Here is a 22,511-nt window from a genome sequence, read left to right on the forward strand (position 1 = left end):
GGTGGGGGTCCTTTCGAGGGGGTGGAGCTCGGGTGGGGTCGTCCGTCGGTGGCGTCAGTCGGTGGCGTCGGTCGGGGAGCCCGGCGCGATCGGCGCGGCGGTGTCGCGGACCTGCTGGACGAGGCTGAGCGGCACCTCGGTGCCGTCCACGTCGAGCACGGGGCCGCCGGCGCCGAAGGTGACACCGGTGACCGTGCCGGTGCCGGTCGTGCCGTCCTCGTGGCCGTAGGTGACCGTCCGGCCGACCATCCCGCTGGCACCGAAGGCCAGGGAGGCACCGAGGAGGAGGGCGGTCTGGTCGGCGACCTCCTGCATCTTCTCCAGCGCCGTGAACTGCGCGGTCTGGGAGAGGAACTGGGAGGAGTCCGTGGGGTTCATCGGGTCCTGGTATTTCATCTGCGCGACCATCAGCTGCAGGAACATGTCCTTGTCGGCGCTCGAGCCGGTGCTCGTCGCCTGCTGCGGCGCGAAGACGGACGTCGGCGCGACGCCCTCGGTGGGGGTGATGCTCATGGGGCTCCTCACAGGGCCAGGTCGACGCCCGCGGACGTCCACCCGGTCGGGTCGTGCTGCGCGTTCCGGAGGGCTCCGGCGCGGAGGGTCGTGGTGGGCGCCGGCGGCGCCGAGATCGGACCGGGCTCGCGCCCGTCCTGCTGCGGCCGGCCGTCGGGACGGTCGCCCGGGTCGTGGCCGGCCGCACCAGGCTGCTGGCCCTGCTGCTGGTCCGGCTGCTGCCCCGTCTGCTGGCCGGGCTGTTGCCCGGGCGCGAGGTCGCGGACGGTGACGCGCACGTCGGCGGGTCCCGAGGTCTGCAGCAGCCGGAGGAGCTCGTCGGCGCCCTCGCCGAGCGACGACAACGCCTCGTGGCCGGCGGCCAGGTGCACCTGCAGGCCGCCGTCGCGGACGACCAGGTGGATCCGGACCTCGCCCAACGAGCCGGGGTCGAGGCGCAGCGTCATCCGGTGCGTGCCCTCCCCCGACCGCGCGAGCTGCTGCACGGTGTCGGCGAGCTGACGGCTCACCGGGGCGGGAGCCGCCCCCTCCGCACGGGCGCTGCCGACGGCCGGCGCCGGGGCCGCGGTCACCGCGCCGCCGGTGGCGGGAGCGAGGCCCGCGGCCGAGGCTCCGTCGGCGCCGGCGGTGGCGGGCACCGGCGTCCGTTCCGTGCCGACGCTCGTCGGTCGTGCGGTGTCCGTGTGCGCGGCACCGGCCGGCGTGGTCGGACCGGCCGGTGCCGAGCGGACGACGTCCGGCCCGGCGACCGGCCCGGCGGTCAGAGCCACGGCCCGACCGAGGGCAGGGCTGTCCGGGACCTCGGCGGGCGGGTCGGACGCGGCGGCGGGCTCACCATCGGCCGTCGGGGGCGCCGGCACGGCCGGCACCGGGGGCATCGCCGCCGGGGTCTGCGGGATGGTCGCCGCCGGCGCGAGCACCAGCGAGGCCTGCAGGGCGACCAGGGCCGGGTCGCCGGCCGGCCGGTCCGCCTCGTCGGTCCCGGCCTCCGGCGGCGTACCTCCGTCGACGCCGGCCGGGTCGGCTGCCGGGCCGGCATCGGACGCGCCCAGCGTGGCGAGCAATCCGGCGAGCACGTCGGTGAAGCCGGCCTGCTCCCCCGGTCCGCCGTCGTCCGCGGCGCGTCCGTCCACGGCTCGGACTGCAGCGGCGGGGACCGCGGGCGGCAGGACGGGGGCCGCGGGAACGGCGGACATGGTGCTCACAGGTCTCCTCCGACCATGGCCAGGACGGACCTGACGTAGTTCTGGGTCTCCGGGTAGGGCGGGATGCCGTCGTAGCGCAGGACGGCACCCGGCCCGGCGTTGTACGCCGCGAGCGCGAGGTCCGTGCGCCCGAACCGGTCGAGCAGGTCGCGCACCAACCGGGCGGCGCCGTCCACGGCCTGGGCGGGGTCGAAGCTGTCGGTGACGCCCAGCCCCCGGGCGGTGGCCGGCATGAGCTGCATCAACCCCTGCGCCCCGGCGGGGCTGACCGCGCCGGGCCGGTAGCCCGACTCCTGCCGCGCGATGGCCGACAGCAGCGTCGCGTCGACGCCGTACGTCGCTGCGGCTCGGTTGAAGAGGTCGGCGTAGGGCACGGAGGAGACCTGCGTCGAGGCGCGTCCCGCGACGCCCGGGGCGGACTCGGGCAGCACCCGTCGGATCGCCGTCAGGTCGCCGTCCACCGCGGTGAGGCGCACCGCGAGCCCGGGCCGGGGCGCCTCGATCATCATGCCGTCGCCGGCGTAGATCGCGATGTGGCTGACCGGGGAGTTGAACGCGAGCAGGTCCCCCGGCTGCGCCTCCGCGAGCGAGGCGACGGGCCGGCCGGCCTGCGCCTGGTCGCGGGAGACGCGAGGCAGGTCGATGCCGAGGTTGCGGTAGACGAGCTGCACCAGGCCGGAGCAGTCGAGCCCGGAGTCGGGGTCCGTGCCGCCCCAGACGTAGGGCACGCCGAGGTACTTCTCGGCCTCGGCCACCACCCGGGCCCCGCCCGGGGACGACCCCGCGGCGGCTCCGCTCGTGGCGGCGGTCGCGGTGGCGGTGGCGGCTAGCGCGCCGTCGAGGGAGGTCCGGAAGGCGGCACCGCTCGAACCGGTGGCGCGACCCGCACCGAGCTGGGCCAGGACGCCCTGGATCTCCGCGACGCGGCTGGTGACCGCGGCGACGCTCATCGGCCCTCCTCCGCACGACGGGCCGCGACCGCGCGCCGCAGCCACTGACGGCCGGCGGCGTCGTCGAGCTCCTTGGCCTCGGCGTGCACCGCCTCGGCACGGCGGACCTCGGCCCGCCCCTCGAGCAGGCCCTCCACCGCGGACAGGCGGGTGTGGTCGGACTGCCAGTGGGCGTCGGCCGCGGCGCGGACGACCTCAGCGGACGCGAGACGGCCACGAGCCCCGCCCACGGCCAGGCCGAGCGACTGCAGGCCCGCCCGCTGCGCGACGTACGCCGCGGTGTCGGCCGGTGCCGGCCCGCCGGCACGCGCGGCCAGCTCGTCCTCGAGCGAGGCGAGCGCGGCGGCCCGCTCCTGCTGCTCCTCCACGGCGCGCTGGAGCCCGAGGCGGCTGTCGCGCTCGCGCACCTCGCGGACGCGCGCCACCGCGTGCAGGCCGCGGTCGCGGGGACTCACGGGGCCACCAGCTCGTGCAGGGCGGTGCGGGTCTCGTCGAGCGGCGTGCTCTCGGACATCCCCTGCCGCAGGAAGGCGTCGATGCGCGGCATCCGGGCGATGGCGGCGTCGGCGTCGGCGTCGCTGCCGGCGACGTACGCGCCGATCTCGACGAGCTCCTTGACGTCGCGGTGCGCGGCCAGCATCCGGCGCAGGCGGGTGGCGTCCTCCTGGTGGGCGCCGCTGGTGACGGCCGAGGTGACGCGCGAGATCGACTCGAGCACGTCGATGCTCGGGAAGTGCCCGGAAGTCGCCAACCGCCGCGAGAGCACGACGTGGCCGTCGAGGATCGAGCGGGCGGTGTCGCCGACCGGGTCCTGCAGGTCGTCACCCTCCACGAGGACCGTGTAGAGGCCGGTGATCGAGCCCGACGGGGACGTGCCGGCGCGCTCGAGGAGCCGAGGCAGCAGGCCGAAGACACTGGGCGGGTAGCCGCGGGTCGCGGGCGGCTCGCCCGCCGACAGGCCGATCTCGCGCTGGGCCATCGCGACCCGCGTGAGGCTGTCCATCATCAGCACGACGTGGCGGCCGGCGTCGCGGAACCACTCCGCGATCCGGGTCGCGACGAAGGCCGCGCGCAGCCGCTCGACCGGCGGCGCGTCGGACGTGGCGACCACGACGACGGACCGCGCCAGGCCCTCGGGGCCGAGGTCGTTCTCGAGGAACTCCCGCACCTCGCGGCCGCGCTCGCCGACCAGGGCGATGACGGACACCTCGGCGTCGGTGCCGCGGGCAATCATCGACAGCAGGCTGGACTTGCCGACGCCGGAGCCCGCCATGATGCCGAGCCGCTGGCCGCGCCCGCACGGGACCAGCGCGTCGAGCGCCCGGACGCCGAGGCGCAGCTGGTGATCGATCCGCGGCCGCGACAGCGCGTCGGGGGCGTCCTGGTCGACGGTGACCTGGGCGAGCCCTCGTAGGTCCGGTCCGCCGTCGACCGGTCGACCGAGGCCGTCCAGCACGCGACCGGTGAGCTGCTCCCCCACCCGGATGCGCAGCGGGCCTCCCGTGTGCCGGACGACCGCACCGATGCCGAGCCCGCGGGTGTCGCCCAGCGGGAGGCAGGTGAGTGCCTGGGTGCTGCTCGCAGCGACCTCGGCGAGCAACGGGCGTGGGCCGAGCACCTCGACCAGGTCGCCGACCGCCGCGCGCAGGCCCGTGACCCGCAGGTGCAGCCCGAGCATCTCGTCGACGCGGCCCAGCACCTCGGGCCGGGCCGCGGCGAGCGCCCGGTCCCGCAGGTCGTCGAGCGACGGGCGGGTCGAGGCCTGCCGGGTGGCCGCGCTCACGACAGCACCTCGCGGACGCGCTCGAGCCGGCGGGCCACCCGCAGGTCGACGACGCTGCCGTCGACCTCCACCATCGCGTCGTCGGGCCCGAGCCGGTCGTCCTCGACGACGCTGACGCCGGCCGCGGCCAGCGCCGTGGTCGTGTCGCGGTCGAGCAAGCCTGGGTGCAGCCGGGCCACGACGGGCCGGTCGTCCGAGCGCTCGGCCAGCACCCGGCGTACGACGTCGTCGGCGCGGTCGGGGCTGCTGCGCAGCTCGTGGCCGACGAGCGCCTCGGTGAGCTCGCGCGCCAGCGTCAGCGCGTGCGCGTGGACGTGGTCCTCGACCGCGGCCACCGCGGCCGCCAGCTGCTCGGCAGCCCGGCGCAGGCCGGCCAGCGCCTGCTGGTGCTCCTCCTCGCGGCGACGGTCCTCGACCGCCCGGTCGGCCTCGCGGCGCCGGGCGGCCTCGCGGGCGACCTCGGCCGCCTCGCGCCTGCCCTCGGCCCAGCCGACGGCGTACCCCTGGGAGCGCGCGGCGCGGCGTGCGGTCTCGGCGAGCCCGCCGAGGGTCTCCTCGGTGACCTCGTCGCCGAGGACCGAGCCGGAGCCGAAGCGCGTCCAGGCGCCGGTGCGGAGCTCGGGCGTGCTGGCGGTGCGGACGGCGGAGGCGTCGACGCCACGCAGCACGGTGGCGTCACTCGACGAACTCATCGTCGCCTCCTCGCCGGACCATGATCTGGCCCTGCTCCTCGAGGTCCCGGATGGTCCGGATGACGGCCTGCTGGGCCTCTTCGACCTGGGCCAGGCGGACCGCACCGAGCAGGTCGATGTCCTCGGTGAGGGTCGCGGCGGCGCGCTCGGACATGTTGCGCAGGATCTTGTCCCGCACCGCCGGCGCGACGCCCTTGAGCGCGAGCGCCAGCTGGGAACCGTCGACCTGGCGCAGGACCTGCTGCACCGACCGGTCGTCGAGGGTGACGACGTCCTCGAACATGAACATCCGGCTGCGGACCTCGTCGGCCAGCTCCGCGTCGAGCGCCTCGAGGCCCTCGACGATCTGCCGCTCCGTGGCGCGGTCGGACCGGTTGATGATGTTGACCAGGGGGTCGACGCCCCCGACCTTCGACACCGTCGAGGGCTGCAGCATCGAGGAGAGCTTGCGCTCGAGCGTGGCCTCCACCGCCTGGACGATCTCCGGCGACGTGCGGTCCATGACCGCGATCCGGTGCGCGACCTCGGCCTGCTTGTCGGGCGCCAGGCTGGCCAGGAGCATCGAGGCCTTGTCGGCGGTGAGGTGGGCGAGCACGAGCGCGATCACCTGCGGGTGCTCGTCGATGATGAACGAGCGCAGCTGCGCGGGGTCGGCGGCGTGGAGGAACTGGAAGGGCATCTGCACGGCCGCGGCGTTGAGCCGCTCCATGATCTCGGCTGCTCGTTCGGCGCCCAGCGACTCCTCCAGCAGCTTCTGCGCGTAGCCGAGGCCGCCCTGCGCGATGTGGGCGCGAGCGGTCAGCAGGTCGCGGAACTCCTCCATGACCGCCTCGCCCTCGGCGCTGCTGATCGAGTCCAGGCGCGCGATCTCGGCCGAGATGGCCTCCACCTCGGTCTCGCTGAGCTGGGCCAGGACCTGGGCGGCCTTCTCCTTGCCCACCTGGATCAGCAGCACCGCCGCCTTGCGCGCGCCGAGCCCGCTCATGGTCATCGTCATCAGGCACGCTCCGCGAGCCACCCGCGCAGCAGCGCGGCGACGTCGTCGGGCTGGCGCTCGATGAGCTCGGTGAGCTCGTCGCGCAGGTCGTCGGCGCGGGTCGCCTCGGACTCCTCGAGCGCGAGGAGGGCCGGCGAGGGCTCCAGCGCCGCCTGCGCCTGTCGGCGCTCCCGCAGCTGCTCGACGATGTACGTCGTCTCCTGCTCCCGTCGCTGCGCGCGACGGCGGCTGCGGAAGGCGAGGAGGACGAGCGCGGCGACGACGACCACGCCGATGCCGACGTTGCGCAGCATCCGGTTGCGGGCAGCGGCGGCCTCCTCGTCCTCGGCCTCGGCGAGGGCGGCGGCGGCCGCCTCCTCCGCGCTCCGGTCGAAGGGCAGCATCTCCACCGAGATGGTGTCCCCGCGCCTACGGCTGATGCCGGCCGTGGCCGTGACGAGGTCGCGGATCTCGGCCTCGCTGGCCTGCTGGGCGCTCAGCGAGTCGAGGACGACCCCGACGCTGAGCTTCTCGATGGCGCCCGGCGTCGACTCCCGGCGCTCGCTGCGCGAGTTGACCGCGTTGTCGCGGGTCGTCTCGGACTTGCTGTAGCTCCCTGCGCCGCCGGCACCGGCGCCGGCGCCGGCCTCCATCTGGCCGTCGGGGCCGACCACGCCGGCGGGGCCGTCGGCAGCGGCGCCGTCGTAGGTCTCGCTGGACTCGCTCGAGGACATCGGGACGGCGTCCTCCGCCGCCTCGTACTCGACGGTCTCGCTGACGGACCTGTCGAAGTCGAGCTCCGCGCTGACCTGCACCGTGGAGTTCCCCGGCCCGACGACGCGGTCGAGCATCGACTGCAGGCGCGTGCGGTACTCCTCCTGGATGTCGGCGACGAGCTGCGTCCGGGCGGTGCCGTCGGCGCCGGCGACGCCGCCGGGGCTGGAGAGGACCCGGCCGGTCGCGTCCGCGACCGTGACCTGGTCCGGCTCCAGGCCGTCGATGCTGGAGGCGACCAGGTTGACGACCGCCTGCACCTGGCCGGGCTCGAGGGACGAACCCGTGCGGGTGTCGACCAGGACCGAGGCGGTGGTCGGCACCGTCTCCTCCTGGAAGACCTCCTTCTCCGGGATCGCCAGGTGGACGACCGCGGTGTCGACCCCGTCGATCGCCTCGATCGTCGAGGCGAGCTCACCCTCCATCGCGCGCTTGTAGCCGGTGCGCTCCTGGAAGTCGGAGGTGGTCAGGCCCTGGTCGTCGAGCAGGGAGTAGCCCCCGCCGGAGCCGCTCGGCAGCCCCTCGCCCGACAGGTCGATGCGCGTCGCGCGCACGACGTCCCGCGGGACCATGATCGTGGTGCCGTCGCCGGCGAGCTCGTACGGCGTGCCTTGCGCCTCGAGCTGCTCGACCACCGCGCTGGCATCGCTGGAGGACAGGTCGGAGAAGAGCGGCGCCATGCTGGGGCGGGCGGCCCACTGGAAGGCCATGAAGGCGCCGAGCAGCACGGCGACGGTGCCGATCACGGCGACGACCTTCTGGCCGGTGGTGAAGGAGACGAAGCCGTCCCGGGCGCGCTGGAGGGCGCGAGTGACGTTCTGCTTCATCAGACGTGCATCCGCATGATCTCGGTGAACGCCTCGACCGCCTTGTTCCGGACGGCGACGGTCACCTGGGTCGTGACGGCGGCCTCGGACGCGGCGATGGTGTAGTCGTGGATGTGCTGCAGGTCACCGGTGGCGGCCTGCACGGCCAGGTTGTCGGCCGTGCGCTGCACACCGTCGAGGCGGTCGAGGCCGTCGACGAGGAAGCTGGAGAAGGAGGGGCCCTCCGCGCCGTCCGCCCCCTGCGGGCCGCGCGGCCGCTCGGGGCCGAGGACGCCGCCGGGCGACGAGATCGGGTCGGTCGAGCGGACCTGCGCGAGGTCGAGCGGGACGAAGCCCTCGATGCCCGAGACGCTCATCAGCGCGCCCCGATCTGCAGCGCGCTGCTGTAGGCGTCCTGCGCGTACTTCGTCGTCTGGACCGAGGCCTGGTAGCCGCGCTGGGCGATGATCAGCTGCGACATCTGGCTGGCCAGATCGGTGGCCGGGGCACGCACGTAGCCGTCCTCGTCGGCCAACGGGTTGCCCGGGTCGTGCTCCAGCACGCCCTCGGGATCACCGAGCACGATGCCGGCGACGTCCACGCCGCCGGAGGGGTCGGCCGCCGCCACGACCATCTGCGCCTGGAACGCGTCCTGGCCGGTCGGCACGACCGTGTTGACGTTGGCGATGTTGTAGGCGAGCGCGTCCAACCAGGTCTGGTGCATGCCCAGGCTGGAGCCGGCGATGTGCAGGGTGTCGTAGGCGCCCATCAGGAGGCACCCGCCGCGGTCCGGACCAGGTCGTAGCGGTCGCTGAGCGCGCGCGTCATGACCTGGTACTGGTACTGGGTCTGCATGGCGGCCATCGCCTCGTGGCGCAGGTCGACGTTGTTGCCGTCGGCGCCCACCGGGGTGCCGGTCGCGGTGACGCCGAGGTCGATCCCCCGCTCGAGCGTGTCTGTGTCGCCGGCGAGCACCGAGGACCGCAGGGCGGTCTCGAAGTCGACCGTGCTGGCCCGGAAGCCCGGGGTGTCGACGTTCGCGATGTTGTCCGCGATCACGTCGCGCCGCAGCGAGAGTCCGTCCAGGGTGGTGCCGAGCACGGTCGAGACCGCGTCGTGGCCGACGGGCGATAAGGGCACGGCCGTCCTTCCTCAGGTGTGCCAGGTGCCGGTCCGTCGGCGGGGGTGCGAGCGATCCGTGCTCGACCCTGCTCATCGACCGGACGGCCGGCGACCTGAGGAGATCTTGAGGAACGACCCGGTGGCAGCGCGGTCGTAGCGCGGCGGCAGCGCGGCGGGCTCAGGTCAGGACGACCGACAGCCGCCCGCTGCCGTAGCCCGGGACGTCGACCGCGAGGTCCTCGCGGCGGCCCAGCGTCAGCGTGCGCGCGTGCACGTCGGCCGGCAGCGACAGGCCCGCGGGGTGGAGCGCGTGCAGCTTCAGGTGAGGGGCGTCGGGGACGTTGAACAGCGACGCCGCCACGTTGAGCACCTCGTGCAGGTTCTCCGCGAGCGCCTCGTCGAGCGCGCCGGCCTCGATGGAGGCGACGGTGGCGGGCGGCGGCAGGAGGGCGATCGCCGCCGCGGCGTACGCCGAGAGCGGCACGTCGAGGACGACCACGGCGCGCACGACCATCCGCGCATCGACGTACATCCCCACGCTCGCGGGGCGCTTGCGGCTGACGACCAGGGGCGGCGCGGTGCGCAGCTCCACCTCGCGGCCGAGCAGCCCACCGAGCAGGTCCCGGACCTCCTTCGGACCCGGCAGGTGGGTCTCGACCGGGCCGAGGGTCGCGTGCGTCACGACGCGACCAGGCCGACGCTGCTGAGCGCCTCGTCGAACGCCTCGGGCGTGAACGGCTTCGCGATGAGGAACGCCGCCCCGGCCTGCTCGGCGCGGGCGCGCATCTCGTCGGAGCCCTCGGAGGTGACGAAGCCGAACGGAACGGCGTTGCCCGCGCCGCGCAGGGTGAGCAGCGCGTCGATGCCGGACATCTCCGGCATGTTCCAGTCCGAGAGCACGAGGTCGGGCGCCTCCGTCTGGACGAGCTCGACGGCCTGGCGGCCGTTCTCGGCCTCCACGACCTCGTGGCCGCCGTGACCGGCCTGCCGCAGGGTGCGGATCACGATCTGGCGCATCACGCGGCTGTCGTCGGCGACGAGGATCTTCATGGGTTCGCTCCAGGCGGTGCAGGGGTGACGGTGGTGGTGGTGCTGGCAGTGCGGCGGTGGTTCAGGCCGGGGTGGCGGTCAGGACCCGCACCCGGACGGGGGCGCCCTGCCAGGTGAGGTGCAGGGCGGTGGCCTCCGTCATCTCCGAGGGCAGCTCCACGGGGCCGTGCGAGACGACCGGGAGGGAGAGCGTGCTGGGACCGGGCATGAGGCTCTTGACGTTCCCGCCGACGACGTTGACGAGCTCGCCGACCGCGTCGGCGCAGGAGGCCGCGTCGGGGTCCTCGTCGTCGCCGAAGCCCAGCATCCCGCGGGTGACCGCGAGCACCGCCGGCTCGGCGAGGTCGACGGTGACCATGCCGCGCCACTCCCCCGTCACCGTGACCGTCGCCGACCACAGCGGCACGTCCTCGGCGGGCGGCGCCGCGGGCAGGAGCAGCTCGGGGGCGCCGACGAAGGACGCCCACATGTCGGTGACGAGGGCCTCGAGGTCGACGGGAGTGGGGGCGAGGATGCTCATGCGGGGACCTCCTGGTCCAGCAGACCGAGGAGGCCGAGCTTCTCGATGATGGCCTCGCCGGTGAACGGCTTGATGACGTACTCGTGGGCGCCCGCGGCCAGCGCCCGCACGATCTGCCCGTGCTCGCTCTCGGTCGTGACCATCATCAGCGTCACGTCGCGCCAGCGCGGCTCGGCGCGGACCCGCTGGACGAACGTGTAGCCGTCCATCACGGGCATGTTCCAGTCGATGAGGCACAGGTCCGGGGTGTGCCCGCCCTCGAGCAGGTCGAGGGCCTCCTGGCCGTTGCCCGCCTCCGCGGTGCTCCAGCCGAGGTCGGTGACGATCCGGCGCAGGATCGACCGCATCGCGCGGGAGTCGTCGATGATCAGCGCTTGCATGCGGGCTCCAGGCGGTCGTGTTCGGTCTCGGGCTGTTCCGGGGCTGTTCTCGGGCGGGTTCTCGGGCTGCGACGGGTGGTTCCCCGGTCGCGGCGTCAGGCGGTCAGGTCGATGTAGGCGGCCCGCGGTTCGGGGGTCTGCGCGGCGCGGCCGATGGAGTCCACGACCGCACGCTGCCGCAGGGTGGTGGCCATCCGCTCCCGCAGCGTCTCGATGACCGACCGCTGACGGGCGAGGAGCTCCTCGGCGCGCGTGCGCAGCTCGCCGGGCAGCGGTCCGTACCTCGACGGGACCTCCCAGCAGGTGCCGTCGTCGACGAAGTCGCCGACACCCAGGGCGCGCTCGATGCGGACCAGGTCGAGCTCGAGGCGGTCGAGCGCGATCTCCCACGCCTCGCGGTCGCCGTGGTCGACGATGGGCAGGCCGCCACGGTCGACCCGCTGCTCGGTCATCCCACCGCAGCCACTGCCGGCGCGTGCTGCGTCGACTGGGCGGCTGCCTCGCGCCACGTCGCGGCGAGGTCCGTCGCGAGGCGCAGGCACTCCTCGGTGACCACGGGCTCGCGGCCGATGTTCGCGGCGACCAGCTGCCGGTGGAGGTAGTCGTAGAGCGAGGCCAGGCCGGCCGCGCCGTCCCACACGTCCATCCGGAGGCTCGTGCGCAGCTCCACCACGATGTCCTGGGCGTGGAGCAGCTGGCCGCTCGCCGTCTGGTGGTCGCCGCCGCGCTGCGCCTCCAGCGCGCGAGTGACGTCCAGGACGAGGCGGTCGAGGAGCATGACGAGGAGCCGGGCGGGGTCCGCGGTGGACACGGAGGCGCCGAGGTAGGTGTCGCGGGCGTTGGGCATGAGGTGCCTTCCTTCGGGACCGGGCGGTCAGCTCGCGGAGGAGCCGAGGGCGGAGATCTGGCTGGCCAGCCAGCTGGACTGGCTGTTCATCGTGCTGAGCGCCGTCTCCAGCGCGGTGAACTGGCGGGAGAGTGCGGTGCGCCGCAGCTCCAGCCGCAGGTCCCACGCCTCGACGCTGTCGTTGAGCCGCTCGATGCCCGCCTTGCGCCCGGTGATCGAGGCGGTGAGCAGGCCGGTGTCCTTGTTGCTGGCGGCGTCCGCGGTCGTCTCGACGCGCGTCGCGAAGCCGCTGCTGATCCCGGCGGCCACGCCGGCCGGGTCCGCGGCGTACGCCTTCCCAAAGGCCGGCTCGTCGAAGGTGAACTTGCCGTACCGGTCGATCTGGATGCCGTACTTCGCGAGAGACTCGCTCGTGCTGCTGCCGAAGGCCGTGCCACGCAGGTCGGCCTGCACCGAGCGGACCGTGGCGTCGCCGGCGAGCATGCCCTTGCCGGTGCCGCCCGTGCCCGTGCCGTACGCCGTCAGGCTGGTCATCTCGCTGAGCACGGAGTTGAGGCCGTCGACGAGGTCCTTGACCAGCTTCGTCGCGCCGGCGGTGTCGCGGGCGACCGTGATGGTGCTCGTGGTGGGGTTGGCGCTGTCCGACGACGCGTTGGCCGCGACGGTCACTGTCACGCCGGGCAGGAGGTCAGTGAACGTGTTCGTGCTCGACTTGACCGTAATGCCGGCGCCGAGGTCGAGCTCGGCGTCCTGACCGATACGCGTGGTGGAGGCGCCGACGACGGCCTCGTCGAGGCCGGTCAGCGTGAACGCCGAGTCCTCTCCGGTGGCGGTCGACTCCACGAGCAGGTGGTACTGGTCCTCCCCGTTGCGGACCAGGCTCGCCCGTACTCCGGTGTCGTTCTCCGGCTTGTTGAGCGCGTCGGCGACCTCCTGCAGGGTCCCGCCGCCCACGCCGATCGCACGACCGTTGAGCTGGATGGACCCTCCGGCCACGACATCCGTCGTCTTGGCAGCCGTCGCGAAGCCAACCTGGTGACTCAGGGCGGTGCCGATGACCTCGATGCTGAGCGACCCCGGCGAGGCGGTGGTGCCGGCGGTGACCGTGATCTTGCTGTCGGTGGACGTCGCCGTGCGGCCTTCCCACTTGGTGAGGTCGGCCGCGGCCTCAGCCTTGGTGACGAGCGAGGCGATCTTGGAGTTGAGGGTCTGCAGCGAGTTGACCTGCAGCTGCTCGTTGGAGGCGCGGCTCTGCAGCCGCTGCTGCGGCGCCCTTTCCAGCTGCATGAGCTGGTCGACGAGGCTGGCGGAGTCGAACCCGCTCAGTCCGCTGACACTGGCCATGTGCTTGTCCTCCGTGGGGTCGGCCCGAGGTGGTGCGCGTCCCGGCGGGGCGGCAGGGGGTTTGGCCACCCCGCCGGGACGCGAGCTGAAGACTCCGCCCGCGGCGAGGACGCCACGGGCGGAGACGGGATCAGCGAAGCAGCGAGAGCACGCCCTGCGGGGCCTGGTTGGCCTGGGCGAGCATCGCGGTGCCGGCCTGCGACAGGATCTGCGAGCGGGTGAAGTTCATCATCTCGCTGGCCATGTCGGTGTCGCGGATCCGGCTCTCGGAGGCCGACAGATTCTCGATGGCCACATTGAGGTTGTTGATGGTGTGCTCGAAGCGGTTCTGCTTCGCACCGAGCTCGGCTCGGGTGGTGGACACCGTCTCGATCGCATCGTCGATGGCGCTGATCGCGGCCTCAGCGCCGGAACCGGCGTTGGAGAAGGTGGCCGTTCCGGTCACGCCCGCGCCAGCGATTGCGAGGTCGCCGGTGGCGGCGCCCGTGGGACCGTTGGCGGTGATCTGGCCGTAGTCGCCGACCTTGACGGTGTAGCCGCTGCTGCCCAGTTCCTTGTCGAAGGCCTTCTGCAGCAGTGCCTGGTTCTTCGACGCGGCGTCAGCCGAACCGGTGGTGTCCCAGCCGGTCACGTCGAGCGTACGAGCGCCGGAGCTCTCGACATCGACGGTGATGACCGGGCCGGCGGTGGCGGCGTAGTCAACGGCACCCGGGTCGAAGGTCCACTGCGGCCCACCCGTGGTGACGTCCACGGTGTCCACACCGAGGCCGCTGGCCGACATCGACGTGCCCACGGCGACGTCGATCGTCTCGGTGACGTTGGCGCCGACCTGGAACTTGCCGGCGTAGCTGCCGTCAAGGAGCTCGGTGCCGTTGAACTTCGTGGTCGTCGCAATCCGGTCCAGCTCTTCGGTGAGCTGGGTGATCTCCTTCTGGATGTTCGACTTGGCGTCCGCGTTCAGGCCACCGTCGTTAGAGGCCTGCACCGACAGGTCGCGCATGCGCTGCAGGATCGAGTGCGTCTCGGTGAGCGCACCCTCCGCGGTCTGCACGACGGAGACACCATCCTGCGTGTTGCGGACGGCGACCTTGAGGCCACCGACCTGCGAGCGCAGCCCCTCGGAGATCGCGAGGCCGGCGGCGTCGTCGGCGGCACGGTTGATGCGGAAGCCGGAGGACAGCTTCTCGAGGGACTTCGACATCTGGCCCTGCGTGACCGACAGGTTGCGGTAGGAGTTGAGGGCGTCGATGTTCTGGTTGATGCGGAGACTCATGGTGGTTCCTTCCTGGGTGAGTCGACCTGCTGGAGCCCGTCCGTGGGCTCCGTCGGACGATGAATCGGCAGCCGGCGCTGCCGGCTGAGCGATTCGTGGGGGAAATGTCCGACGACTTCTCCGCAGCCACACGAGGACGCGGCCGGACAGCCCCACTGATCGGCACGCAGGCGCCCGACCTGAGCAAAACCGGCCAGCATCCGGCCCGCCCGGCTACCGGCGCGAACCGCGCCACCCGAGCATGTAACGCGACGTTCCCCGCTCTATCTGCACGCTGCAGCGTGCAGATAGAGCAGCGGACGGTCCGTTACATCGAACGAGCGCCGCCGGCCCGCCGACCTCCCCCCGAAGGCGGGCCAGCAGGGGCGCCCGGGCCAGGACGCGCTCAGGCGGTGGTGTCGAACGCCGGGAGGGTGGCGCCGACGGCGCGGGCGGCGGCATGCCGCTCGGCGACGGCGGCGACGTACGCGTCGCGGCGCCGGGCGACGCAGCCGTTCGGCTTGGGATGGGGCTGCAGCCGCTCGGGGTCGAGGGCGGCGTTGAGGGCGTCGCGCAGCAGCACGAGCGCCTCGGCGCGGATCTGGGAGATCCGGGACTCGGAGACGCCCAGCTCGGCCGCCAGCTCGGCCATCGGCCGCTCGTCGAGGAAGTAGCCCTGGACGACCGCACGGAGGCGGTCCGGCAGCTCGGCGATGGCCTCCTGGAGGTACTGCAGCCGCTCGGCGACGAGGACCGCCGCCTCGGGGCCGGGATCCTTCGAGACGACCATGTCGGCGACCGCGTCGGACCCGTCGGGACCCCCGCTCAGCGAGAGCACGCTGGCCCGGGCCACGTCGTCGTCGGAGCGCTTGACCTCGGTGACGTCCAGGCCGAGCGCGGCCGCCACGGCGGCGTTGTCGGGCAGGCGGCCCATGGTGGCGGCCAGGCGGGTGCGCGCCTCCTCGATCTCGCGGCTGCGCCGGCGTACCGACCGCGAGGCCCAGTCGACCGAGCGGAGCTCGTCGAGGATCGCTCCCCGGATGCGGGAGGTCGCGTAGCTGCCGAACGGCACGCCCCGGGTGGGGTCGAAGGACCGGGCAGCGGTGACCAGGGCGGCCAGGCCGGCCGACCGCAGGTCGTCGCCGTTGACGTGCGAGGGCACGCGGGTCAGCGTCTCGCGGACGACGTGGGCGACGAGCGGGACGTGGTCGACGGCCATCTGGTCGGCCTCGGTCCTGGAGAGCACGACGACAGGTGTCGCCGGCGCTCCGAGGTCGTGGTGGCTCGCAGAAACCGGCGTGAGCGGGGGGGTCACGGGGAGGATTGACGCACATCGCCGGACCTCTGTGAGGACGGTTCCCGCCGTGTCGCCCTCAAATGGCCTGCTCGGGGGGTGTGGACCATCCGGGACTAGTCACTTCGGACCATCCCCAGGTTGCCGAGAAGCGGTAGCGAATGTGTCGCATCCCTCGAACACCTCAGATGGCGCCTCGCGGCGCCGATGGGCCCCACGTCAGCGGAGCGCCGACCCGCGAGGTCGCGACGCTCCGAGCAACGGAGCAACGAGTGGGCCCGCCCGGTTGAGCCCGGGTGGGCGTGAGGGGCCATGGAGAACCTGTCCGCCACCTTGTGGCACGAGCGCGAGCTCCTGGAGAGCCTGCAGTACCACCTCGAGGTCGAGCAGCTGGTGCTCGCCAGCGGTCGCACGACCTGGCTGATGCGCGCCGCCAAGGACGTCGAGGGCGTCCTCGAGCAGCTGCGCACGGCGGAGGTGCTGCGGTCGGCGGAGGCCGACGGCGTGGCGGACCGGCTCGGCCTCGCCCCCTCCCCCACCCTCCAGCAGCTGGTCGATGCCAGTCCGGAGCCGTGGCGCACGGTCCTGGCCGACCACCGCGACGCGCTGACGTCGATGACGCGGGAGATCACCGCGCTCGCCGACAGCAACCGCGACCTGCTGAGCGCCGGGCACCGCTCGGCCCGCGAGACCCTGCTGGCCATCGGCGGCACGACGCTGAGCTACGACGCCGACGGCAGCGCCGTCACCACCGTCGACGCCCCCACCCTCGTGGACAGGACCTTCTGACATGGCCGGCACCTTCGCGTCGTTCAACACCGGCCTCAGCGCGCTGCGCTACCAGCGCATCGCGATGGACGTCGCCGCCAACAACATCGCGAACGTCACCACCGACGGCTTCGTACGCCGCCGTGCGGACGCGGTCTCGGTCGGCGCGGCCACCCAGGCGGCGCTCTGGTCCCGCTCCGACGACACCGCCGGCGGCGTGGCGCTCGGGAGCCTCGACCGGATGGTCGACCCCTTCCTGGACGCCCGGGCGCGCCGCGAGCACGGGAAGCAGGCCTACCTCGACACCCGCGTGGCCGTGCTCGACAGGGTGGAGAGCGGGATCGGCGAGCCGGGCGACAGCGGCGTCGCCGCGGCGATCGACGACTTCGCGGCCGCCTGGGCAGACCTGGGCAACCACCCCGAGCGCGAGGCCGCCCGCACGGCGGTGCTCGCCGCGGGCGCGACCCTGGCCGACGCCGTCCACGCCCAGGCGGCGAGCATCACCACGGAGATCTCGGACCAGGTCCACCACGCGGTCGACCTGGCCGCGGAGATCGACACGGCCGCGGCCGACCTCGCCCAGGTGAATCGCAGCCTGGCCGCGGCGCAGCTCGACGGCACCGACACCAACGACCTGCTCGACCGCCGCGACCAGCTCGCGGACCGGCTGGTGACGCTCACCGGCGGCGACGTGAACGTCCGCGACGACGGCGGCATGGACGTCTCCGTCGGCGGGGCCTCGCTGGTGTCCGGTGCCACCTCCGGGTCCGTCTCCGTCACCGGCGGCTCTGCGGGCGCCCCCCTGGCCCTGACGGTGGCCGACGCCTCGACCGGCGCCGCCACCCCCGTCGCCGGCTCCAGGTGGGGCGGCGAGCTCGGCGCAGTCGCCGAGCTGGTCACCACGACGCTCCCAGCGCACCTCGCCGGCCTGAACCAGGTCGCGCGCAGCCTGGCGGAGGCGGTCAACACCGCGCACGGGGCCGGCTACGACCTCGACGGCAACCAGGGCGCGGAGTTCTTCGCGTACACCCCCGGCGACGAGGCCGCCAGTCTCGCGGTCGCCGTCACCTCACCGGCCGGGCTCGCCGTCTCCGGGATCCCCGGCGGCAACCTCGACGGCAGCAACGCCACGGCCCTCGCCGGGGCCACCGACGCCGCCGCGTCGTCGTACCAGCGCCTCGTCAACGGCTTCGGCAGCACCGTCCAGTCCGCCACCCGACTCGCCAGCACCCAGCGACTCGTCACCGCGCAGGTGGACGGCTCCCGCGAGCAGCTGACCGGCGTCAACCTCGACGAGGAGACGCTCAACCTGGTCGCGGCGCAGCGTGCCTACGAGGCCGCCGCCCGGGTCATCTCGACCGTCGACGCGGTGCTCGAGACCCTGATCAACCGGACCGGAGTGACCCGCTGATGACCACCTTCCGCGTCACCCAGACGATGCTCGCCAACAGCTCGCTGCGCTCGATGCAGGCCGGCCTCGGCCGGCTCGCCGCGGTCCAGGAGCAGCTGACCACCGGCCGCGTGCTGAACCGGCCGTCGGACTCCCCCACCGACACGACGAGCGCGATGCGCATCCGCTCCTCGCTCGCCCGGGCCGAGCAGCACGCGCGCAACGCCGACGACGCCGAGGGCCGCCTCGGGCTCATCGACAGCACGCTGAGCAGCATGACCAACCAGGTCCGCCGCGCCCGCGAGCTGGTGCTCCAGGGCGCGAACGCCTCCAACGGGGCGAGCTCCCGCCAGGCGCTGGCCACCGAGATCGACCAGCTGCGCGAGAGCCTGCTCGGCGACGCGAACACCAGCTACCTCGAGCGGCCGATCTTCGGCGGCATCACCTCCAAGGACCATGCGTACGACGCGTCCACGGGCGCGTGGGACGGCACCGCCGGCGCGGTCGAGCGCCAGGTCGGACCGGACGTCACGGTGCGGGTCGACCTCGCCGGCCCGGAGGTCTTCGGCCCCGACGGGGCGTCGCTCTTCGACACCCTCGAGGCAGCATCGCTCGCGCTCGTGAGCGGCGACGCGGCGGGCATCGACGGCGCGCTCGACGCCCTGAAGGGCCACCTCGACCGGATCGGGTCCGCCCAGTCGGTCGTGGGCGCTCGCCAGGCACAGGTCGAGCGGGCGGTGCTCGCCGCCGGCGACAGCAAGCTCGCGCTGACCACCCGTCTCGCGGCGGTCGAGAACGTCGACCTCCCGCGGGCGCTCGTCGACCTCAACCTGCAGGAGGTCGCCTACCAGGCGGCGCTCGGCGCGACGGCCCGCGTGACCCAGCCCAGCCTGCTCGACTTCCTCCGGTGAGATCGTGGGAGGCTGCTGACATGTCCGAGATCCCGGTGATCGAGCTCGTGCACCCGCTGCCGGGCTTTCCCGACGCGCGCCGCTTCGCGCTGGTCGAGCTCGACGAGGACGGCGTGCTCTGCGCGCTCCGCTCGCTCGACGACCCCGACCTCCGCTTCCTGGTCGCGCCGGCGACGCCGTTCTTCCCCGACTACGCGCCGGTCGTCGACGACACCGCCGCCGAGGAGCTCGCTCTGACCACGGCCGACGACGCGCTGGTGCTGCTCATCCTCACGCCCGGACCGTCCCTGCAGGAGACGACGGCGAACCTGCGCGCCCCCCTGGTGCTCAACGCCGGCACCCGCCGCGCGTGCCAGGTGATCCTCGACGACGCCGCCCTGTCCGTCGCCACCCCGCTCGTCGCGTAGCCTGTCCGCGTGCTGGTTCTGAGCCGTCGGGTCGGCGAGAGCGTCGTCATCGGCGACTCCGTGACCGTCACCGTCCTCGACGTCCGCGGTGACCTCGTGCGCATCGGCATCGACGCCCCGCGCTCGGTGTCGGTCAACCGCTCCGAGCTCCTCGCCGAGCTCGAGTCGAGCAACCGGGCCGCCGCGTCGCCGGCCGACGAGACCGTCTCGGCGCTCGCCGAGCAGCTGCGTCGGCGGCGCTGACCCGGACGGCGTACGCCGCTCAGGCGACGCCGCTGCGCACCGCCGACCGCGGGCGGTAGATCGAGGCCCGCCCGACCGGCACCCGCTCCCAGGCGTCGTCGACGCCGGTGGTCATCTCGGCCGCGCCGAGGAACAGGTAGCCGTCGGGCGACAGGACCTGCCGGACCCGGCGGAGGATGTCGCGCTTGGTCGGCAGGTCGAAGTAGATGAGCACGTTGCGCAGCATGACCACGTCGAAGGTCCCCATCGGGGGGAAGGGGCGGACCAGGTTGAGCGTGCGGAAGCTGACCCGGGCCGCGACCTCCGGGTCGACCCGCCACCCGACGCCAGCCCGCTGGAAGTACCGCACCAGCGTCGTCGCCGGCAGGCCGCGGTTGACCTCCAGCTGGGAGTACTCTCCCGTCCGCGCACGCTGCACCATCTCCTCGGAGAGGTCGGTGGCGACGATCTCGACGCGGTGCCCGGCGACCGCCGGGGTGTCCTGGACGACCATCGAGACGCTGTACGGCTCCTGGCCGCTCGAGCAGGCGCCGCACCAGACGCGGATCGGCCGCCCGCCGCGACGCGCGGCCAGCTCGGGCAGCACCACCTGCTTGAGGGCCGTGAACGGCTCGGAGTCGCGGAACCAGGAGGTCTCGTTGGTGGTGAGCGCCTCGACCACGGCGCGGGTCGCCCCCGGCGTACGCCGTCGCTCGAGGTCGGCGACGTAGGCGTCGACGTCCGCGTGACCGGCCGCGCGGGCCAGGGGCAGCAGCCGCGACTCGACGAGGTACTCCTTGCCCGCGACCAGCACGATGGCGCTCTCGGCCCGGACGACGTCGGCGACGAAGGAGAACGTGCGAGGACTGATGCTCATCGGGAGGCTCCTGCTACGGGGACGGCGGTGCGCTGCGGGGCGAGCCTGCGCACCAGCTCGGGGGCGATGTCGGCGAGGGGCAGCACCTGCTCGGCCAGGCCGGCGCCGGCGACAGCGCCCGGCATGCCCCACACGACGGAGGTGGCCTGGTCCTGGGCGAGCACGCTGCCACCGGCGTCCACCAGGACCTGGGCGCCGCGGCACCCGTCCTGGCCCATGCCGGTGAGGACCACGCCGAGCGCCGCGCCCCCGACGGCCTCGACCGCCGAGCGGAGGAGCACGTCGACGGCGGGACGGCAGTAGTTCTCGGGCGGCTCCTGGGAGAGCCGGACGGCCAGCCGGCCCGGACGACCGGTCACGTGCAGGTGGTGGTCGCCGGGCGCGATGGCCACGGTGCCGGGCAGCAGCGGCTGGCCGTGCTCGGCCTCCACGACTCGGGCGGCGACGTTGCGGTCGAGCCGGGCGGCGAGCTGGCGGGTGAACAGCGGCGGCATGTGCTGCACGACGACCACGGGCACAGGCAGCGGCGGCAACGCCGCGAGCAGCGTCCCGAGCGCCTCGGGCCCGCCGGTCGAGCTGCCCACGAGCACCAGGCGGTGCCCGCCCGCAGGCGTGGGCCGGGGTGGGCGCAGGGCGATCGGGCGCGCCTCGCGGGTCGGGGCCGCCTGACGCGCGGACGTGCGCGTGCCGGGTCGGCCCTCGGGGCGGGCGGCCTGCGGGACCAGCGACTTGATCCGCGGGATGAGCGCGTCGCGGACCTGCTCCATCGACCGGCCGACGCTCCCGACGTTCGCGGGCTTGGCGACGTAGTCGGAGGCACCGGCGGCGAGGGCGTCGAGGGTCGCTGCGGCGCCGCGCTCGGTGAGGGTGCTGAACATGATGACCGGCACCTTGCTGCCGGTCGCCCGGATGCGGCGCACCGCCTCGATGCCGTCGACCTCGGGCATCTCGATGTCCATCGTGACCAGGTCCGGCTCCAGCGCCGCGACCTTCTCGACGCCGGCGCGGCCGTTCACCGCGGTGCCGACCACCTCGATCTCGGGGTCGGCGGCCAGCAGGTCGCTCACCAGCCGTCGGATCACGACGGAGTCGTCGACGACCAGCACCTTGATCACGTTGCACCCGCTCCTTCGCCCGTCCCGGCCGTCGGCGGGTCCCCCACCTCATCGGCCGGCGCCGGTCGGACCTGAGCGTCGCGCTAGGAGGAGGCGCGCCGGACCTCCTGCCAGGCCCCGAGGAGCACCTCGGCGTCCGCCTCGTCGAGCAGGTCGACGGCGGTCAGCGCCTGGACGGTGCCGGACACCGCGTTCCAGACGCCGTACGCCGCGTCGCGGGCGGTGAGGCCGGCGCGCCGGAACGCGATCGCGGCCGCGAGCTGGGCGTCGGCGGCCGACCGCAGCCGGTCGGTGACGGCGAGCACCCAGGTGGCCCGGTGCATGGCGGGAGCCCACGTGGTCGTGCGTGCCCGCTGACGGTCGACGGCGTCGCGCCACGCGGTGCGCGCTGCGTCGTCGCCGGCGGCCAGCGCCGCCAGCACCTCGTCGACGACGGGCAGGCCGACCGGGGCGGTGTGGTCGCGGACCGGCACGTCCGAGCGCAGGAGCGGAGCCACCATCGCCCGGCGTCGCGGCACCGGGAGCGACTCCTCGAGGTAGCACGCCACCGCCGCGTCGACGAGCACGTCGGCGGCCTCGGTGACGGTGGGGTCCTGGACGGCGAGGTCACCGCTGCGGACCCAGGTCCGCACGAGGGCGTCGTGGCGCAGGAACCGCTCGAGCGCCCGGGCGTCGCCGAGGAGCGAGGTCTCCAGCCGCTGCAACGTGCCGGTCCCGGTGCCGGAGAGCTCGTCGACGGTGCGGGTGCGGCCGGTCGGGACGACGTCGTCCCCCAGCCACGACCCGCGCGCCTCCGAGCCGGGGTGCTGGCGCGCGAGCGCATCGAGCTCGTCGGCGCTGGCGGTGACCGCGGTGCGCAGCACCGCCGCCGCGCGGGCGCCACCGGGCAGCCGCACGAGGTCGAACCCGAGCGCGGACATGCCCACCAGCGTGTAGGTCACCGTTGCCCCTCCTGCGGTGCGGTCGACGCACGGTACCCACCGGACGCCACGAGCCGGCCGGACCCCATGGTCCGGCCGGCTCGGGCCTGTCCGGCCGCCCGCCTCCGTGGAGCGGGCAGGTGGATCAGGCCTTGAAGTAGGCGACCGAGCTGCGCAGCTCGGCGGCCATCCGGGACAGCTCGTCGACGGCCACGCGCGACTGGTTCATCGCCTCGGTGGTCGACACGGCGGCCTGGCTGACGCCTGCGATGTTGCTGGCGATCTCGTTGCCACCCGTCGCAGCCTCCGCCACGTTGCGCGACATCTCGTTCGTCGTCGCCGTCTGCTCCTCCACCGCCGACGCGATCGTCAGCTGGTAGTCGTTGATCGAAG

The 22,511-nt window shown here is 73.9% G+C and carries 28 protein-coding genes and 1 pseudogene; 5 read left to right on the top strand and 24 right to left on the bottom strand.

Going from position 1 to position 22,511, the window contains the following annotated elements; translation table 11 throughout:
• Nucleotides 1-54: 54 nt before the first annotated feature.
• The 20 genes from H7344_RS19180 to H7344_RS19275 all read right to left on the bottom strand — a co-directional run bounded on the left by H7344_RS19180 (nucleotide 55) and on the right by H7344_RS19275 (nucleotide 15,460).
• Complete coding sequence (locus tag H7344_RS19180; RefSeq protein WP_186347594.1) at nucleotides 55-513, bottom strand: flagellar hook assembly protein FlgD; 459 nt, start codon at nucleotides 511-513, stop codon at nucleotides 55-57.
• 8 nt (nucleotides 514-521) lie between these two features.
• Nucleotides 522-1,646: a flagellar hook-length control protein FliK gene (locus H7344_RS19185; protein WP_186347595.1), complete on the bottom strand. Its 1,125-nt coding sequence runs from the start codon at nucleotides 1,644-1,646 to the stop codon at nucleotides 522-524.
• A 68-nt stretch (nucleotides 1,647-1,714) separates the two neighbouring features.
• On the bottom strand, nucleotides 1,715-2,668 hold the full coding sequence (locus H7344_RS21330; RefSeq protein WP_186347596.1) for a transglycosylase SLT domain-containing protein: 954 nt from the start codon (nucleotides 2,666-2,668) through the stop codon (nucleotides 1,715-1,717).
• Nucleotides 2,665-3,123, bottom strand: a complete 459-nt coding sequence (locus H7344_RS19195; protein WP_186347597.1) for a flagellar FliJ family protein — start codon at nucleotides 3,121-3,123, stop codon at nucleotides 2,665-2,667. The genes H7344_RS21330 and H7344_RS19195 overlap by 4 nt, the downstream gene beginning before the upstream one ends.
• The gene (locus H7344_RS19200; protein WP_229707166.1) at nucleotides 3,120-4,451 is read right to left on the bottom strand and encodes a FliI/YscN family ATPase; all 1,332 of its coding nucleotides are present in this window, start codon (nucleotides 4,449-4,451) and stop codon (nucleotides 3,120-3,122) included. Before H7344_RS19200 ends, H7344_RS19195 begins: the two co-directional genes overlap by 4 nt.
• Complete coding sequence (locus tag H7344_RS19205) at nucleotides 4,448-5,143, bottom strand: FliH/SctL family protein (RefSeq protein ID WP_186347598.1); 696 nt, start codon at nucleotides 5,141-5,143, stop codon at nucleotides 4,448-4,450. The genes H7344_RS19200 and H7344_RS19205 overlap by 4 nt, the downstream gene beginning before the upstream one ends.
• Nucleotides 5,127-6,140: a flagellar motor switch protein FliG gene (gene fliG, locus H7344_RS19210; protein ID WP_222130893.1), complete on the bottom strand. Its 1,014-nt coding sequence runs from the start codon at nucleotides 6,138-6,140 to the stop codon at nucleotides 5,127-5,129. Before fliG ends, H7344_RS19205 begins: the two co-directional genes overlap by 17 nt.
• Nucleotides 6,140-7,720, bottom strand: a complete 1,581-nt coding sequence (gene fliF, locus H7344_RS19215; protein ID WP_186347599.1) for a flagellar basal-body MS-ring/collar protein FliF — start codon at nucleotides 7,718-7,720, stop codon at nucleotides 6,140-6,142. Before fliF ends, fliG begins: the two co-directional genes overlap by 1 nt.
• Entirely contained in the window at nucleotides 7,720-8,076 is a 357-nt protein-coding gene (gene fliE / locus H7344_RS19220) for a flagellar hook-basal body complex protein FliE (RefSeq protein WP_186347600.1), read from the bottom strand. The genes fliF and fliE overlap by 1 nt, the downstream gene beginning before the upstream one ends.
• Complete coding sequence (locus tag H7344_RS19225; protein ID WP_186347601.1) at nucleotides 8,076-8,468, bottom strand: flagellar basal body rod protein FlgC; 393 nt, start codon at nucleotides 8,466-8,468, stop codon at nucleotides 8,076-8,078. Before H7344_RS19225 ends, fliE begins: the two co-directional genes overlap by 1 nt.
• Nucleotides 8,468-8,839: a flagellar basal body rod protein FlgB gene (flgB, locus tag H7344_RS19230; protein ID WP_186347602.1), complete on the bottom strand. Its 372-nt coding sequence runs from the start codon at nucleotides 8,837-8,839 to the stop codon at nucleotides 8,468-8,470. The genes H7344_RS19225 and flgB overlap by 1 nt, the downstream gene beginning before the upstream one ends.
• A 160-nt stretch (nucleotides 8,840-8,999) precedes the next feature.
• Nucleotides 9,000-9,503 (bottom strand): hypothetical protein, encoded by a 504-nt coding sequence (locus H7344_RS19235; RefSeq protein WP_186347603.1) that lies wholly within the window; start codon nucleotides 9,501-9,503, stop codon nucleotides 9,000-9,002.
• A complete protein-coding gene (locus H7344_RS19240) occupies nucleotides 9,500-9,871 on the bottom strand; it encodes a response regulator (protein WP_186347604.1) in 372 nt (123 codons plus the stop codon). The genes H7344_RS19235 and H7344_RS19240 overlap by 4 nt, the downstream gene beginning before the upstream one ends.
• A gap of 61 nt (nucleotides 9,872-9,932) precedes the next feature.
• Nucleotides 9,933-10,391, bottom strand: a complete 459-nt coding sequence (locus tag H7344_RS19245) for a chemotaxis protein CheX (RefSeq protein WP_186347605.1) — start codon at nucleotides 10,389-10,391, stop codon at nucleotides 9,933-9,935.
• Complete coding sequence (locus H7344_RS19250; protein ID WP_186347606.1) at nucleotides 10,388-10,771, bottom strand: response regulator; 384 nt, start codon at nucleotides 10,769-10,771, stop codon at nucleotides 10,388-10,390. The genes H7344_RS19245 and H7344_RS19250 overlap by 4 nt, the downstream gene beginning before the upstream one ends.
• 95 nt (nucleotides 10,772-10,866) lie before the next feature.
• Entirely contained in the window at nucleotides 10,867-11,223 is a 357-nt protein-coding gene (locus H7344_RS19255) for a hypothetical protein (protein WP_186347607.1), read from the bottom strand.
• On the bottom strand, nucleotides 11,220-11,618 hold the full coding sequence (gene fliS / locus H7344_RS19260) for a flagellar export chaperone FliS (RefSeq protein WP_186347608.1): 399 nt from the start codon (nucleotides 11,616-11,618) through the stop codon (nucleotides 11,220-11,222). The genes H7344_RS19255 and fliS overlap by 4 nt, the downstream gene beginning before the upstream one ends.
• Nucleotides 11,619-11,645: 27 nt before the next feature.
• Nucleotides 11,646-12,962 carry a flagellar filament capping protein FliD gene (gene fliD / locus H7344_RS19265; RefSeq protein ID WP_186347609.1) on the bottom strand — a complete coding sequence of 439 codons (1,317 nt, stop codon included), beginning with the start codon at nucleotides 12,960-12,962 and terminating at the stop codon, nucleotides 11,646-11,648.
• 130 nt (nucleotides 12,963-13,092) lie between these two features.
• On the bottom strand, nucleotides 13,093-14,391 hold the full coding sequence (locus H7344_RS21335; RefSeq protein ID WP_308423362.1) for a flagellin N-terminal helical domain-containing protein: 1,299 nt from the start codon (nucleotides 14,389-14,391) through the stop codon (nucleotides 13,093-13,095).
• A gap of 229 nt (nucleotides 14,392-14,620) precedes the next feature.
• Nucleotides 14,621-15,460 carry a sigma-70 family RNA polymerase sigma factor gene (locus H7344_RS19275; protein WP_229707167.1) on the bottom strand — a complete coding sequence of 280 codons (840 nt, stop codon included), beginning with the start codon at nucleotides 15,458-15,460 and terminating at the stop codon, nucleotides 14,621-14,623.
• A 360-nt stretch (nucleotides 15,461-15,820) separates the two neighbouring features.
• Between H7344_RS19275 and H7344_RS19280 the strand changes: the two genes are divergently transcribed.
• From H7344_RS19280 to csrA, 5 genes are read left to right on the top strand one after another with little or no spacing between them, the layout of a single operon-like run.
• Nucleotides 15,821-16,297: a flagellar protein FlgN gene (locus tag H7344_RS19280; RefSeq protein WP_186347610.1), complete on the top strand. Its 477-nt coding sequence runs from the start codon at nucleotides 15,821-15,823 to the stop codon at nucleotides 16,295-16,297.
• Nucleotide 16,298: 1 nt separating this feature from the next.
• A complete protein-coding gene (gene flgK / locus H7344_RS19285; protein WP_186347611.1) occupies nucleotides 16,299-17,687 on the top strand; it encodes a flagellar hook-associated protein FlgK in 1,389 nt (462 codons plus the stop codon).
• A complete protein-coding gene (flgL, locus tag H7344_RS19290; RefSeq protein WP_186347612.1) occupies nucleotides 17,687-18,577 on the top strand; it encodes a flagellar hook-associated protein FlgL in 891 nt (296 codons plus the stop codon). Before flgK ends, flgL begins: the two co-directional genes overlap by 1 nt.
• 20 nt (nucleotides 18,578-18,597) lie before the next feature.
• Nucleotides 18,598-18,984, top strand: coding sequence for a flagellar assembly protein FliW (fliW, locus tag H7344_RS19295; RefSeq protein WP_186347613.1), 387 nt, complete (start codon nucleotides 18,598-18,600; stop codon nucleotides 18,982-18,984).
• 9 nt (nucleotides 18,985-18,993) lie between these two features.
• Nucleotides 18,994-19,227 (top strand): carbon storage regulator CsrA, encoded by a 234-nt coding sequence (gene csrA, locus H7344_RS19300; protein WP_186347614.1) that lies wholly within the window; start codon nucleotides 18,994-18,996, stop codon nucleotides 19,225-19,227.
• A 19-nt stretch (nucleotides 19,228-19,246) separates the two neighbouring features.
• Here the strand turns inward: csrA and H7344_RS19305 are convergent, their stop codons facing one another.
• The 4 genes and pseudogenes from H7344_RS19305 to H7344_RS19320 all read right to left on the bottom strand — a co-directional run.
• The gene (locus H7344_RS19305) at nucleotides 19,247-20,083 is read right to left on the bottom strand and encodes a CheR family methyltransferase (protein ID WP_186347615.1); all 837 of its coding nucleotides are present in this window, start codon (nucleotides 20,081-20,083) and stop codon (nucleotides 19,247-19,249) included.
• Nucleotides 20,080-21,198, bottom strand: a complete 1,119-nt coding sequence (gene cheB, locus H7344_RS19310) for a chemotaxis-specific protein-glutamate methyltransferase CheB (protein ID WP_186347616.1) — start codon at nucleotides 21,196-21,198, stop codon at nucleotides 20,080-20,082. Before cheB ends, H7344_RS19305 begins: the two co-directional genes overlap by 4 nt.
• 83 nt (nucleotides 21,199-21,281) lie before the next feature.
• Entirely contained in the window at nucleotides 21,282-22,139 is an 858-nt protein-coding gene (locus tag H7344_RS19315) for a hypothetical protein (RefSeq protein WP_186347617.1), read from the bottom strand.
• Between the two features lie 124 nt (nucleotides 22,140-22,263).
• A pseudogene (locus H7344_RS19320) lies at nucleotides 22,264-22,511 on the bottom strand (methyl-accepting chemotaxis protein); the annotation flags it as partial.

Origin of the sequence: Nocardioides deserti (genome assembly GCF_014266025.1) — a bacterium.
Lineage (GTDB): Bacteria > Actinomycetota > Actinomycetes > Propionibacteriales > Nocardioidaceae > Nocardioides > Nocardioides deserti.